Genomic DNA, 14,929 nt, shown 5'->3' with positions numbered 1-14,929 from the left:
AAAAATATAATTATATTTGTTATAGAAATTGAAAATTGAGAAACAAATGAAACTTTCGGAAGCAAAAGAAAAGTATATCCAGACATGGGGAACGTTTGCCACCAATTGGGGAATCAACCGTACGATGGCACAGGTACATGCACTGCTTTTGGCCACTGGCAAACCGCTTTCTACCGATGAGGTGATGGAGCAGCTGGAAATTTCAAGAGGGAATGCCAATATGAATCTCCGCGCTTTAATAGATTGGGGAATTGTAAGAAAAGAATTTATAAAAGGTGACCGTAAAGAATATTTCGTAGCAGAAAAAGATGTTTGGTACCTGTTCAAACAGATTACAAAAGAACGGAGAAAAAGAGAAATAGAACCCGTAGTTTCTTTCCTGGAAGAACTAAAAAACATAGAAGATAACGATTCTCAGGAGGCAAAAGAATTTATAAAGCTGATGGATGATTTTAGTTCCGTAACCGGAAAAATCAACAATATTATGGATCTGGCAATTAAAAGCGATGATCACTGGCTGGTAGGAAAAATTACCAACCTGTTAAAATAGAAGAGGAGTTAAATCCTTTTTTATTTGAATTTAATTTTCAAAAATTACTGAAAATATAATATTTATAAGATGTTTAATATAGTATCATACATCATTTTCCTTACGGTGAGCTCTTATATCACCATAGATGTGGGAAGGAGATGCTTTCACGCCGGAAAAGCTTATCTGGAGTATCTTATTCATGATAGCGAGATGTGTCTTACCATCAACAGAATACTTCTAGGATGCTACTACCTGCTAAACCTGGGATATATTGCTGTCAGTCTTGCATTTTGGGACCGGGTCAGCTCGACAGAAGAAATGATCGCAGTTACTGCTGCCCGGATTGGATATATAGCTTTGATCCTTTGTATACTGCATTATATGAACATTTTCACCCTTTACTTTTTAAGAAACAAATTAACCCTAAAATAATACAGCTATGATCACAACAGTTTTAACCGGGACGTACAATTTTTCAGCGTACATGATTTATCTGCCCATTGTAATTATCCTTACCGTATTGGTATCACAGTTTCTGTTCAAAAACTCAAAAACATTCATGATCGATATTTTTCACCAGAAAGAAGACATCGCGATGGCAACAAATTCACTTTTTAAAATCGGATTTTATCTCCTGAACATCGGATTTGCCTTATGTATCATTGAATTTTTTCAGATTGAATCCATAGAAAGACTGGTTGTTGCTTTAAGCAAAAAAATCGGAGGCTTTTCCATCTATCTCGGATTGATGATGCTTCTCAATCTTCTTTTGTTCCTGAAAGGACGTAAACATGCCATTAATAAAGAAAAACTTATCGAAAATGAAAACATTAATCTTTAAAATCTGGATGTATATTACCTTCAGATCCAACAATAAAAGAACCCGGGGCGATTTCCTAACCTTTTAAAATAAATGATCATGAAAACATTTGCGAAATATGACTTTTATATTCAATTGGCAATTTTAGTTTCTGGAATTATAGTCGAAAGTACAGGAATATTTGGTGGAGCATTTTATTTTGTGGTAGGTATTCCCCAGTTCGTTAGCTTTTTGATCAGGGCCTTTCAACCGGGAAAGAAATCTGTTTTATACACCATTTATGGGATTTTAATTCTACCGGTTTGGATCTCATTGTTGCTCATATTCGGACTCAAGGTACATCCAGACATTGTTCAATTGCTCCTGGTTGTCTTAATAGCCTCTTTATTTTACAGTCCGGTTATGGCCTTAATCTACATCTATGATAATTACAGACTTTACAAATCTTATAAATAATTGCTATGAAAACCTTAAAAAACCATACCCTGATCTACGACAATGAATGTCCGATGTGTAATATTTATTCTAAAGGTTTTACAAAATTTGGAATGCTTGATGAGAACGGGAGAGAAGCCTTTACAGAAATATCTGCAGCCCATAGATCCATCATAGATTTCAACCGCGCAAAAAACGAAATTGCCTTGATAGATCACCATAAAAATAAAGCTGTATACGGATTAGGCAGCCTTCTTCTGATCATTGGCAATTCCTTCCTTTACTCGAAAGAACAGTCAGGATAAAACCTTTGTACTGGTTTTTCAAAAAACTGTATTCATTGGTTTCGTATAACCGGAAACAGATCATTCCATCAGCAAAAGATGATACTGAACAGGCATGTATTCCTGATTTTAATTTGAAATACAGAATGGTATACATTGCCTTTGTGATTATCTTTTCAGCCTATATTCTAAGTGTATTTTCAGGAAAACTGGGATTTAATCTGAATCATAATTTTATGAGAGAATTGAGTATTTGCATCGGACAAATTATCTGGCAGACTGTATTTCTGAAAATTTATTTAAAAGTTAAAATCTGGGATTATCTCGGAAATATGATGACGGTTTCCCTGATCGGAACGCTGCTTTTAATTCCTGCTTTATTGACCAACTTCTCACCTTCTTTTTATATCATTTATTTCGGAATTGTTGTATTGATGATGTTGCTGGAACACTTAAGACGATGCAGACTCCTGAAATTGAACTATCTTCCTACCATTTCATGGATTCTGTTCAGAATAACAGCTTTGGCACTTATTATCTGGCTTACCTTTAAAAATTGAAAGCATGAACCATCTTGAACTTATTAAAAAAGTAGAATGGAAAGACCTCAGAACTCTCTCCGTTAAAGAAATGCTCATTGAAAACAATATCAGTCTGCCATGGTTTCTTATTTCGATATTCTTGGCTTATTATGAATATTACTGGCTGGCTCTTCCTTTTTCTGCATTCTATTTTCTGACGGCGCTCAGGCAGGTGCATAATGGTTTTCACAATGCTTTGGGGACCGGGAAATTTCTAACATGGCTCTCTCTGTATCTGAACAGTATTTTAATGATGGCATCTATTCATGCGGTAAAATTTAACCATATCAGGCATCATAAATTCTGTCTTTCAGAAGAAGATTACGAAGGCAAATCAGCCTCTATGAAATGGTATGAAGCAGTCTTGTATGGTCCGAAACATATGTTCATGATCCACTGGATCACCTTTAAAAAAGCCAATAAAAAGTATAAAAAAAATATGATGACAGAACTCGTTTCAATAGCGATTTTTATTTTTATAGTGTTTTATTTTCAGATTAATTTTCTGATCTATCATGCGTTGATCATGCTTTTCGGAGAATTTTTAATGGCATTCTTTGCAGTATGGACTGTTCATCATGACACCCATGAAAACCCTGATATCGCAAGAACACAGCGTGGATCCTGGAAAAACAAAATTACTTTCAGTATGTTCTATCATATGGAGCACCATCTTTTTCCTGCTGTTCCAACGATCAAACTACCGGAACTGGCTGCAAGAATAGATAAGGAACTGCCGGAACTGAACAAAAAACAGACTTTTTAAAAAAATAATAGCTTAGACAGCAAATGGGAAACTAAAATATGTATCTCGGAACAGGAATCCCGAAACTCTTTAAAACTAAAACTATGGTAACAATATATTTAGAAACCCTGATCAAAGCAGATATTCATAAAGTTTTTGATTTAGCCAGAGATATTGACCTGCACCAAAAATCAACATCAAAAACCAATGAAAAGGCAATAGCAGGAAGAACGTCCGGACTGATTGAAGAAAATGAAACCGTAACATGGAGAGCCAGACATTTAGGAGTGAATCAAACTTTGACAACAAAGATTATCAACATGGAGAGGCCATCCCAATTCACGGATGTCATGCTTAAAGGAGCTTTTAAATCGATGAAGCACCAGCATATTTTCAAACAGAAAAAAGGCAATGCGGTAATGATTGATATCTTTGAATTTGAATCTCCGTTGGGATGGATAGGAAAACTTTTTAACCACTTCTTCCTGAAAGATTATATGAAGAAATTCCTGTTGCAGCGGAATCAGTTGATCAGGGAAATAGCCGAAAAAAGTACAAGTACTAACCTTTAAAACGAAAAAAATGAACTTCCTGGAAGCAGAATGACGGAAATTAGCCATCATCAACTATGAGATAGATCCTGAGGTTTTAATGAAATACCTTCCCAAAGGTACAGAACTCGATTTTTTATCACAGAAAAATGTTACGTAAGCCTTGTCGGATTTATATTTTTAAACACAAAATTATTAGGACTTTCCATTCCTTTTTACAGAAATTTTGAAGAAGTCAATTTGATACCTTCCATCTCTTTGAATACGGAAACTGAACTTTTATTGAAAAGAAGAAATGAACTGGATAAAGCGCTGCGGCATTTATTGAAAAATTAAGGTTTGCTGATTAGTGATAGGATGTTTAATTTAGCAAAAACGAACGTCATATGCCCATTAAACAGAAAACTAAAGCCTTTTTTCTTTCATTATTTCTTATTTCCACCGCTTTTTTTTCACAGGCTCACAATGTATCAGCAGGTTATCACAAACCGGATGACCCGCTAGTCGTTCAGAATCTGGAGGAATGGCAAGACCTTAAATTCGGGTTGTTTATGCATTGGGGAATCTATAGCCAATGGGGAATTGTGGAAAGCTGGAGCCTTTGTCCGGAAGATGAATCATGGACCAGGAGGAATCCTGAGCATGGGGAAATCTATAATGAATATGTAAAGAATTACGAAAATCTTCAGACCACTTTTAATCCTACAGAGTTTAATCCGCAAAAATGGGCAGATGCTGCAAAAAAAGCTGGGATGAAGTATATGGTTTTTACCACAAAGCATCATGACGGTTTCTCAATGTTTGATACCAAAGAATCAGATTATAAAATAACTTCACCTAAAACCCCTTTCTCAAAAAATTCTAAAGCAGACGTTACCAAAGAGATTTTCAATACATTCAGAAAAGAAGGATTCAGGATCGGAGCTTATTTTTCCAAACCGGACTGGCATTCCGAAAACTACTGGTGGCCATATTTTCCACCGAAAGACAGGAATGTAAACTATGACCCGAAGAAATATCCTGAAAGATGGGAAGCCTTCAGAAAATTTACGTTTAACCAGCTTAATGAGATCACGTCCAACTATGGAAAGATAGATATCCTTTGGCTGGATGGCGGCTGGGTTCGCCCGTTCAAAACTATTGATCCCACTGTAGAATGGCAGAGAACCATTAAAATGGAACAGGATATTGATATGGATAAAATTGGGGCGATGGCAAGGAAAAATCAGCCGGGAATCATTGTGGTAGACCGTACGGTGCCTGGGAAGTGGGAAAATTATGTGACACCGGAACAGGCCGTTCCCGAACATGCCCTTTCCATTCCCTGGGAAAGCTGTATCACCATGGGAGATTCTTTTTCCTATGTTCCCAACGATAATTATAAATCGTCACAGAAAATAATAGAAACCCTTATCAAAATTATCTCAAGGGGCGGGAATTACCTGATGAATATTGCTCCCGGACCCAATGGAGATTATGATGCAGTTGTTTACGGAAGATTAAAAGAGATTGCCGGCTGGATGGAGAAAAACCAGTCAGCTGTATTTGCCACAAGAAGTGCGAAACCCTACCATGATGGAAATTTTTACTATACCCGTTCGAAAGACGGCAAAACCCTCAATGTTTTCCATATTGATGATAGAGCCGTTTATCAGGCTCCGGCTGTGCTCAGTTTCTCAATCCCAGAAAATTTTAAGCCTAAATCGCTGAAGGTCCTTGGAACAGATTCAAAACTACAGTGGAAGCAGACCGGAAATACAATAGAATTAAAGCTTCCTGGAGACAGAACAAAATTAAAGTATGCATCGGTAATTCAAATAACTAAATGATGAATCTTAATTTGATTAAAGTCACGGTCATTACTCTTTCGCTGAGTCCTGTTTTCTTCTATGCCCAGAAAGAGAAACCGTTGTACAAAGATCCAAAACAACCGATTGAAGCACGGGTTCAGGATCTGTTGAAGAGAATGACACCGGAAGAGAAATTCTGGCAGTGTTTTATGATTCCCGGAGATCTGGATCATGTACCCAAAGACCAGTATAAACATGGAATTTTTGGACTTCAGGTAAGTGCTGTAAATAAGGGTGGCGGGGCAGCCGGGCAGCTGCTGACCTATAATGTCGGTGAGGGTGCTGAAATGCTTGCCAGAAAAATCAATGCGATCCAAAAATATTTTATCGAAGAATCCAGACTGGGAATTCCCATTATCCCGTTTGATGAAGCTTTACATGGCTTAGTACGTGAAGGGGCTACCGCTTTTCCGCAGGCTATAGGACTGGCGGCTACTTTTAATCCTGAGCTCATGAAACAGGTGTCCTCTGCTATCGCAAAAGAATCAAGATTAAGAGGAATCCGACAGATCCTGACCCCAGTAGTCAATCTGGCCAGCGATGTGAGATGGGGCCGAACGGAAGAAACTTATGGCGAAGATCCTTTTTTAACCTCTGTGATGGGCGTGAGTTTTGTAAGCTCATTCGAAAATTTGGGAATCATCACGACCCCGAAACATTTTTTAGCCAATGTAGGAGAAGGCGGGCGCGATTCCTATCCTGTTCACTGGAGCAGAAGGTATCTTGAAGAAACCCATCTTATTCCTTTTCATCAAGCTTTTATCTCGGGGAAAAGCAGGTCGGTGATGACTTCCTACAATCTTCTTGACGGAAGACCTTCAACTGCCAATCATTGGTTGCTCACAGAAAAGCTGAAAAAAGAATGGAATTTCAAAGGCTTTGTCATTAGCGATGCCAGTGCTGTAGGAGGGGCCAATGTACTTCATTTTACGGCAAAAGATTATGATGATGCTTCGGCACAGGCCATGAATGCAGGGCTTGACGTAATTTTCCAGACAGAATACAAACATTATCAGCTGTTTATTCCTCCGTTTTTGGATGGACGGATTTCACAGGAAAGGATAGATGATGCGGTAGCAAGGGTTTTAAAGGCAAAATTTGAACTCGGGCTTTTTGAGAATCCGTATATCTCTGACCGGGAAATTCATGAATTGAAAATGATTAATCATAAGCCGTTAGCCGAAAAAGCAGCTCTTGAATCTATTGTTTTATTACAGAATAATAGGGGAACACTTCCTGTTTCTTCCGATGTGAAAAAAATAGCAGTGATCGGGACAGATGCCGTTGATGCAAGACTTGGAGGTTATTCCGGTCCCGGAAATCATAAAGTAAGTATGCTTGAGGGAATTAAAAACATTACAAAAGATAAGAATATAGAGATTCTTTATTCAAAAGGTATTACATGGGATCTGAAGGATTTTAAAACGGTTCCTGCCGATCTTTTATCATCTGAAAATAAGAAAGGTTTAAAAGGAAATTATTTCCCAAATACAGGCTTACAGAGAAAGGAGGCTTTTCAAAGGCAGGATGAGCAGATCAGCTTTAAATGGACCCTATACTCACCGGATCCTGAAAAACTACAGCCGGACAACTACAGCATCAGATGGACAGGTCAACTGAAGGCTCCTGACACCGGAAAGTATCAGTTCGGGCTGCGCGGAAACGATGGTTTCCGATTGTACCTGGATGGAAAATTAATTGTTGATCAATGGGAAAAATCAGGATATTCCACGAAAACTACCGCCATAGATTTTGTCAGAGACCGAAAGTATGATATCGTTATAGAATTCCGTGAAAGCCGTGGAGAAGGTAATATTGACCTGATCTGGAATTATGGGATTGATGACTATCAAAAAGACTTTGATGAAGCTTTAAAAACAGCAGAAAAAGCAGATCATATCATCATCGCAGCAGGTATTCATGAAGGAGAGTTTCAGGACAGGTCTTCACTGGCCCTGCCCGGGAATCAGGAGAAATTTATTCATGAAGTTTCAAAACTGAATAAGCCCGTAACCGTAATTTTAGTTGGAGGCTCTGCTATCAAAACCACAGCGTGGGAAGATAAAGCAGGAGCCATTCTGGATGTTTGGTATCCGGGAGAAGAGGGCGGAAATGCAGTGGCGAAAATTCTTTTCGGAGCGGAAAATCCTTCAGGAAAATTGCCCATTACCTTTCCGGCTGAAGAAGGCCAGCTGCCACTGACTTACAACCATCATCCGACAGGAAGAGGAAATGATTACTATGACCTTAGTGGTGAGCCGTTGTATCCTTTTGGTTTTGGACTGAGCTATACTACTTTTGAGCTTTCGGATTTGCATTTAAGCCAAATGAAGTATTCGGAAAATGATACTATTATTGCAGATGTTACAATCAAAAATACGGGAACAAAACCAGGAAGTGAAGTGATTCAGCTATATGTGAAAGATATTCTGGCATCTGTTGCAAGACCTGTTATTGAGTTAAAAGGTTTTCAGAAAGTGTATGTAAATCCCGGGGAATCAAAGCAGGTAACCATTAAAATTCCGGTCAAAGAATTCCGGTTTTTAGATAAAAATATGAACTGGACAGTAGAAAAAGGAACATACAGAATTATGGTCGGAAATTCCTCTAAAAACCTTCCCTTAAAACAGAATATTGAGGTAGAATAATTTCTTATTCAGGATTTATCCTTTTTTAAAGCCTGCTGAAAGAAGGTGAATGTGAAGGATAAAAATTATGGTATGATATATGTAATATTTACTTAAACCTGAATGAATTAATTGATAACTAATCATTTTAAAATCATTCTTAAAAGTAAAATGTCATGAAAAAGTTTTTTATATCAACCGTATTGTTATTAGTTTTATCAATAAGTGTGAATGCCCAGAAACGGCCACCGGCACCTCCACACCCATCCAAAAGTGAGCTAATCAGCAGTAAATCGCGTGAGCTGGACAAAAAATACAATACAGAAAAGAAACTGATTATGAATCATCCGCTTGCGACAAAAAAGATGAAAAGAGATCAGATGAAAGCTTTAAATGAAAGATACCGGAACGAGAAGAGATTACTTAGAAAAATGTAACACAGCAATTTTGCTGGTATAAATTTGAAATAGTAAAAAGGCCGTTTACATCTTGTAAAACGGCTTTCTTCATTTATTCTATAATTCTTTTTCGAATTTAGTTTTAATCTGTTTTAGTATAATTTTCTGGCCAGTAGTAAGTTAAGGAGGAAAGTTCCGGTCCAGTTACTGTTGTTTGATCCGTTATTTCCTATAAAGTCAATACGGGAAACAGAAACGGTAAGCCTGGTTTTTCCGCTGATATTCGCAAGACTTACAAAAGATGTTGTAAAAATGTCCGGAAAGCTGGAATTGTTCCCTGCTGTTAGAATAGGATACATATTGGTAACATTAAAAGGTGTACCCTGGTATTCATATACAATCATCATTCTGCTTGCATTAGAATAACTGGATGTATGAGCATAAGTTGTAGACGTTTTACTGATAATCCACCATGCATCTGTACCTGTTCCTGTATCATAAGATGTTGTAGTATGGTTGGACCAGTCTGCTACAGGAGCCGTTCCGTTAGCATGAGGAGGAATAGAAAGCTGTATCCCGTAAATTTCTACATTGCTCGGTTTAGGAAGAACAGTAAAGGACAAATCCCAGGTTCCTCCGGTGGTATTGCTGTTGTTCACAACTTCAGCATAAGCGCCTGTAGGAATCACAAAAGAAGCAACCGGAGTATTGTCGATTCTCAGAGTATTACCGCTGGATGCCTGAAGTGTAATACTGGATGCAGAGATATTCTTTATTTTATAAATTCTTCCTGTATAACTTGTTGTACCGGTTCCGATGACCGGAAGTGTAAAAGTAGCATTGGCTGCTCCGTTATACGTAAGGTAATGATCTGTAGCTGTAATAGTATAGGCAGTCGTGGTAATCTGCTTATAGTCGGCTCCCAGAGAGCCCGCAACAGCTAAAGTGCTGTTAGGTGTTGTTGTTTTAATACCAACCTGTGCGCTAAAGGTCAAACTCCATAGGAGAGAGAGCGAAATAATATTCTTTGTTTTCATTATATGCTTATTTTTGTTCAAAAATATAAAAAATATTATAAAATATTAATTTACAGGTGATTATTTTTATTTTTTTGATATTTAAGTCACAATACAGAGATTTTGTTCATGCTCTCTAGGCTTTAGATAATATTAATGATTGACATAAAAAAAGAGATTCAGAAATATCAAGTTGAACGGCAACCGGTAAAATGAAGTTAGCTTTCAGTGAAATATGAAATGACAGAACATATAACATCCAATATTTTTCCTTAAATTCGCATAAAATTTTTAAAATAATGAACTACGATATCATTGTCATCGGAAGCGGTCCTGGCGGTTATGTTACAGCGATCAGAGCAGCACAATTGGGTTTCAAAACTGCAATTATCGAGAAAGAAAACTTAGGAGGTATCTGCCTGAACTGGGGATGTATTCCTACGAAAGCTTTACTGAAGTCTGCTCAGGTTTTTCATTATATCAACCATGCTGAAGACTATGGTCTGAATAAAGTGGAAGCCAGCTTTGAATTTCCAAACGTGATCCAAAGAAGCCGTGGCGTAGCCAGCAAAATGAGTAAAGGAATCGAATTCCTGATGAAAAAGAACAAGATAGACGTTATTTTGGGTACGGCTAAAGTACAGAAAGGTAAAAAAGTTTCAGTTACAGATAAAGACGGTAAAGTAACCGAATATACAGGAGAAAACATTATTATCGCAACAGGAGCACGTTCAAGAGAACTTCCGAACCTTCCTCAGGATGGTAAGAAAGTGATTGGATACAGACAGGCATTATCTCTTCCGGAGCAGCCGAAATCTATGATTGTTGTAGGATCAGGAGCTATCGGGGTGGAATTTGCCGATTTCTATAATACGATGGGAACTAAAGTAACTGTTGTAGAATTTATGCCAAACATCGTTCCCGTAGAAGATGAGGAAATTTCTAAACACTTAGAAAAATCTCTTAAAAAGACAGGAATCGAGATCATGACCAATGCATCAGTTGAAAGCGTTGATACAAGTGGAGAAGGTGTAAAAGCGACTGTAAAAACAGCTAATGGAAACATTACCCTAGAAGCTGACATCTTACTTTCTGCTGTAGGTATTGCTGCCAATATAGAAAACATAGGATTGGAAGAAGTGGGAATCCAGACAGATAAAGGAAGAGTTTTAGTGAACGAATGGTACGAAACTTCCGTTCCCGGTTATTATGCAATCGGTGATATCATTCCTACCCAGGCTCTGGCACATGTTGCTTCAGCAGAAGGAATCACTTGTGTAGAAAAGATCAAAGGAATGCATGTTGAGAAGATCGACTACGGCAATATCCCGGGATGTACGTATTGCCACCCTGAAGTAGCGTCAGTAGGTCTTACAGAAAAACAGGCTAAAGAAAAAGGATATGAGATCAAAGTAGGTAAATTCCCTCTTTCTGCAAGTGGTAAAGCTACAGCTAACGGGAATACAGACGGTTTCATAAAAGTTATTTTTGATGCCAAATACGGTGAATGGTTAGGATGCCACATGATTGGAGAAGGAGTTACAGATATGGTTGCAGAAGCAGTAGTTGCCAGAAAACTGGAAACGACAGGTCATGAGATCATTAAATCTATCCACCCGCACCCAACGGTTTCTGAAGCAATTATGGAAGCAGCAGCAGCAGCTTATGGTGAAGTAATCCACATCTAAGATCAATTTAACCAGTAACTGTATTTTCAAAGATGTTTAAAAAACTTGCTGCAGAAGCATTAGGCCTTGGAGATATCGGAAAGATCATTCCTTCCCAGGACTATGATAAAGTAGATTCTGATGACTATATTTTGTCGGAAGATAATGAGAAAATTTTTTTCTTAATCAAATCCAAAAGAGATGAATACTGCTTTACCAACAGAGCATTAATTCATATTGACGGAGCAAGTGCTCTGGACAAAAAAAGGATTTTAAGAAGATATGAATATTATCAGTTTCCTTTTTCAAATATTGCACTGCAGACTGCGGGGACAATAGATCTTGACGTAGAAATTTCATTCCATATCGGGAATGTTCCATTGATGATCAGTGTGAGTAAGGGCCAAATCGATCAGCTAAAAGACCTTTACAAAGCTCTTTTGGCGATTCAGCAGGAAGTGCATCACAATCAGTCTCTTTTAGGATTCTCTGTAGACAGTCTTCAGAAAGCGATCACCACAGTGGCCGCAGGAAAGCAGGAGAATGTATCGAAAAGCCAGGAACTGCAGAATGTCAATGAATATGTTTTCAACTGGTCAAAAAACAGTTTTGAAAAGTACAACCAGAAAGACTTTTCAGCAATTTTTGAAAAGTATATTAATAACTAAAATATTAATAACTATATTTAAAGCTCAGATTTGTTCTGGGCTTTTTTTATGATAGCTGCAATTATGAAAAAGATAAATTTATTACTCCTTTTCCTCTGTTTTAATTTCTTATTTTCTCAGAAAGAAACATATTTTCCTGCAAAGTATGTCCTGAAAAACTCTAAAGATACCGTAAAAACCCAAATCCTGAATATTGGATTGTATGATAATGAAGAGTTTTCTCCGGCAACTTATATCCGGCAGATCACAGTTTTGAATCCTTCAGGCAAAAAGCTGAAAGTGAAAGAGAATGATATTAAATATTTGGAGATAAGAGATCTTAAAAAAGTTAAAAGAACATTTGTTGACTCAAGGTCTGTCCTTTCTAAAGATTCCGGGCTGGTTCAGGTGATGTATAGCGGGAATAAAACGCAATGGTACAGAAAGAGCTTCCACAACGGACCTATTTATACCTACGAAACAAAAAATACGGATTATCTGATCATGCGGAAGAATAAAAGTATTCATGAAATATATTTTAGGGCACCGGGGGCAAAGGCGCAATTGAAGGAAATATTTGGAGCGTATTCTGATCTTTCACTATTGATAGACGGAATGGTTGAGGATAATGATTTAATAAAGATCTTGGAACGATACGATAAAAAATAATATAGGCTTCTGTGAATAAATGAAAACATAGATGATATCTGTGTTTTTTTTGTAAATTCATGCGAAAATTTAAGCATGAAAAACAGATATATTATTCTTCCTTTTCTGTTTGCAGGGCTCCTGTCTGCGCAGACGAAAAATGACTTTGTAAGCCCCAATGAGAATCTTATTGCGGAAAATATCCTGCCCATTCCAAAAAATCTGAACCAGGCTATTAAAAAGTATTCTGAGAGTAGAAATGCAGGTATTGCAAGCGTTCATCCCAATGGAAGAGAAATTATTGCTGTGACTCGTTTTGCATCTACTAACCAGCTTCATAAAATTTCTGTTCCAATGGGAGCGAGAAAGCAAATCACATTCTTTGACGAACCTGTCGGAACTGCATCCTACGAGCCTGTAAAAGGAGATTACCTTATTTACACGAAAGATACGGGAGGAAATGAATTCGGGCAGCTTTTTAAGCTTGATCTGAAAACCATGGAATCCAAACTTCTTACAGACGGCGGAAGATCCCAGAATGGTGGAGTAACCTGGAAAAAAGACGGTTCAGGATTTTATTTTTCATCTACCAAAAGAAACGGTGGCGACAGAGATATTTATTATATGAATCCTTTAAAACCTGAAGATACACAGCTGGTGCTGGAAGTAAAAGGCGGAGGCTGGGGAATCTCTGATCTTTCCGAAGACGGAAGAAAGCTTCTTATTGCGGAATATGTTTCTGCTAATGATTCTTATCTGTATATATATGATCTGGAAACCAAAAAGCTTGAACCCATTACCGACAGAAAGGAAAAAGGAGTGGTGCAGGGGAATGCTTCTTTCAGTAAAAACCCCGACGAAATTTTCTATATTACAGACAGGGACAATGAATTCAGCAGACTTGCGGTTTTGAATTTAAAAACGAAAAAAAGCGAATATCTTACTTCTTCCATTCCCTGGAATATAGAAAATTACGATCTGTCAAAGGATAACACTAAACTTGCCTTTGTAACAAACGAAAGCGGAGTTAACAGGCTGTATATCCTTGATACGGCAACAAAAAAATATGCATCTGTAACTCAGATTCCGGCCGGTTTAATTGGTGGTGTGAAGTTTTCCAACGACGGAAGATCCCTTTATTTTTCGAGATCTGCAGCAGATTCCGGTTCGGATGTCTATAGAATGGATATGGCCAGCCAAAACATAGAAAGATGGACGGAAAGTGAACAAGGCGAAATGCAGCCTTCTGATATGTCTGTTCCTAAGCTAATCGAATGGAAAAGCTTTGACCAAATGAAGATATCCGGATTCTATTATCCTGCGGCCTCTAAATTTACCGGAAAAAGACCGGTGATTATTAATATTCATGGAGGACCGGAAGGGCAGTCTATGGCTTCCTCTATAGGATCTTCCAATTATTTTACCAATGAAATGGGAGTTGCCATGATTTATCCTAATGTAAGAGGTTCATCCGGGTTTGGGAAAACATTTATTTCTGCAGATAACTGGTATCTAAGAATGAATTCCGTGAAAGATATCGGAGCTTTACTGGATTGGATTGCCAAGCAGCCTGAGTTGGATAAGGACAGAATTATGATTATGGGTGGAAGCTACGGCGGTTTTATGACGTTGGCCACGGCTTATGAGTATGCTGATAAGATCAGGTGTTCCGTAGATATTGTGGGGATATCGGATTTTAATACTTTCCTTAAAAACACGGAAGAATACAGAAGAGATCTGAGAAGGGTGGAGTATGGTGACGAAAGGATTCCCAAAATGGCCGAATTCTTCACGAAAATAGCTCCTCTGAATAATATTGACAGGATCAAAAAGCCAATGTTTATCATTCAGGGAACCAATGATCCCAGAGTGCCCGTCACCGAAGCTGTCCAGATGAGGGATAAGCTGAAAGCCCAGGGAAAAACAGTATGGTATCTGGAAGCTAAAAATGAAGGCCATGGATTTAGAAAGAAAGAGAATGTAGATTTTCAGCGTCTTGCCGTGATCAGATTCATGCAGGAATACCTGCTGAAATAACAGCAGCATAAAAACTGTCCATATTCTGGATGTATCAAAATAAAACCACAAAAGTCAGAAAATTTATATGCTTAAAGTATTTGAAAATTCT

The 14,929-nt window shown here is 37.8% G+C and carries 16 protein-coding genes; 15 read left to right on the top strand and 1 reads right to left on the bottom strand.

The genetic code is table 11. The features are described from left to right. The first annotated feature begins 46 nt into the window (after positions 1-46). The 11 genes from DRF60_RS05810 (at position 47) to DRF60_RS05755 (ending at position 8,862) form a co-directional block, all read left to right on the top strand. Positions 47-550, top strand: a complete 504-nt coding sequence (locus DRF60_RS05810; protein ID WP_116011167.1) for a GbsR/MarR family transcriptional regulator — start codon at positions 47-49, stop codon at positions 548-550. A 69-nt stretch (positions 551-619) separates the two neighbouring features. Beyond that, positions 620-964, top strand: coding sequence for a hypothetical protein (locus DRF60_RS05805; protein WP_116011166.1), 345 nt, complete (start codon positions 620-622; stop codon positions 962-964). 7 nt (positions 965-971) lie between these two features. Next, positions 972-1,373: a hypothetical protein gene (locus DRF60_RS05800; RefSeq protein ID WP_116011165.1), complete on the top strand. Its 402-nt coding sequence runs from the start codon at positions 972-974 to the stop codon at positions 1,371-1,373. Between the two features lie 78 nt (positions 1,374-1,451). Beyond that, on the top strand, positions 1,452-1,808 hold the full coding sequence (locus tag DRF60_RS05795) for a hypothetical protein (RefSeq protein WP_116011164.1): 357 nt from the start codon (positions 1,452-1,454) through the stop codon (positions 1,806-1,808). A gap of 5 nt (positions 1,809-1,813) precedes the next feature. After that, positions 1,814-2,092 carry a hypothetical protein gene (locus tag DRF60_RS05790; RefSeq protein ID WP_116011163.1) on the top strand — a complete coding sequence of 93 codons (279 nt, stop codon included), beginning with the start codon at positions 1,814-1,816 and terminating at the stop codon, positions 2,090-2,092. A 35-nt stretch (positions 2,093-2,127) separates the two neighbouring features. Continuing rightward, positions 2,128-2,631, top strand: coding sequence for a hypothetical protein (locus tag DRF60_RS05785; RefSeq protein WP_123902639.1), 504 nt, complete (start codon positions 2,128-2,130; stop codon positions 2,629-2,631). A gap of 4 nt (positions 2,632-2,635) precedes the next feature. Next, positions 2,636-3,418, top strand: coding sequence for a fatty acid desaturase (locus tag DRF60_RS05780; protein WP_116011161.1), 783 nt, complete (start codon positions 2,636-2,638; stop codon positions 3,416-3,418). An 83-nt stretch (positions 3,419-3,501) separates the two neighbouring features. Further along, positions 3,502-3,969, top strand: coding sequence for an SRPBCC family protein (locus DRF60_RS05775; protein ID WP_116011363.1), 468 nt, complete (start codon positions 3,502-3,504; stop codon positions 3,967-3,969). Between the two features lie 365 nt (positions 3,970-4,334). After that, positions 4,335-5,777: an alpha-L-fucosidase gene (locus DRF60_RS05765; RefSeq protein ID WP_167443709.1), complete on the top strand. Its 1,443-nt coding sequence runs from the start codon at positions 4,335-4,337 to the stop codon at positions 5,775-5,777. After that, the gene (locus DRF60_RS05760) at positions 5,774-8,446 is read left to right on the top strand and encodes a glycoside hydrolase family 3 N-terminal domain-containing protein (protein WP_238640063.1); all 2,673 of its coding nucleotides are present in this window, start codon (positions 5,774-5,776) and stop codon (positions 8,444-8,446) included. The genes DRF60_RS05765 and DRF60_RS05760 overlap by 4 nt, the downstream gene beginning before the upstream one ends. A gap of 155 nt (positions 8,447-8,601) precedes the next feature. After that, the gene (locus DRF60_RS05755; RefSeq protein ID WP_116011160.1) at positions 8,602-8,862 is read left to right on the top strand and encodes a hypothetical protein; all 261 of its coding nucleotides are present in this window, start codon (positions 8,602-8,604) and stop codon (positions 8,860-8,862) included. A 113-nt stretch (positions 8,863-8,975) separates the two neighbouring features. Here DRF60_RS05755 and DRF60_RS05750 read toward each other — a convergent pair whose 3' ends face one another. Further along, entirely contained in the window at positions 8,976-9,860 is an 885-nt protein-coding gene (locus tag DRF60_RS05750; RefSeq protein WP_116011159.1) for a hypothetical protein, read from the bottom strand. A gap of 278 nt (positions 9,861-10,138) precedes the next feature. On the opposite strand from DRF60_RS05750, the gene lpdA reads away from it, so the two are divergent. The 4 genes from lpdA (at position 10,139) to DRF60_RS05730 (ending at position 14,838) form a co-directional block, all read left to right on the top strand. Continuing rightward, positions 10,139-11,527 carry a dihydrolipoyl dehydrogenase gene (gene lpdA / locus DRF60_RS05745; protein WP_116011158.1) on the top strand — a complete coding sequence of 463 codons (1,389 nt, stop codon included), beginning with the start codon at positions 10,139-10,141 and terminating at the stop codon, positions 11,525-11,527. Between the two features lie 32 nt (positions 11,528-11,559). After that, a complete protein-coding gene (locus DRF60_RS05740) occupies positions 11,560-12,174 on the top strand; it encodes a PH domain-containing protein (RefSeq protein ID WP_116011157.1) in 615 nt (204 codons plus the stop codon). A gap of 63 nt (positions 12,175-12,237) precedes the next feature. Next, on the top strand, positions 12,238-12,822 hold the full coding sequence (locus tag DRF60_RS05735; RefSeq protein WP_123902638.1) for a hypothetical protein: 585 nt from the start codon (positions 12,238-12,240) through the stop codon (positions 12,820-12,822). Positions 12,823-12,897: 75 nt separating this feature from the next. Continuing rightward, positions 12,898-14,838 (top strand): S9 family peptidase, encoded by a 1,941-nt coding sequence (locus DRF60_RS05730; RefSeq protein WP_116011155.1) that lies wholly within the window; start codon positions 12,898-12,900, stop codon positions 14,836-14,838. Positions 14,839-14,929 lie beyond the last annotated feature (91 nt).

Source organism: Chryseobacterium elymi (assembly GCF_003385495.1).
GTDB classification, from domain to species: domain Bacteria; phylum Bacteroidota; class Bacteroidia; order Flavobacteriales; family Weeksellaceae; genus Chryseobacterium; species Chryseobacterium elymi.
The sequence above is the reverse complement of the archived record's forward strand: the minus strand, read 5'-3'. Positions and strand labels throughout refer to the sequence as shown.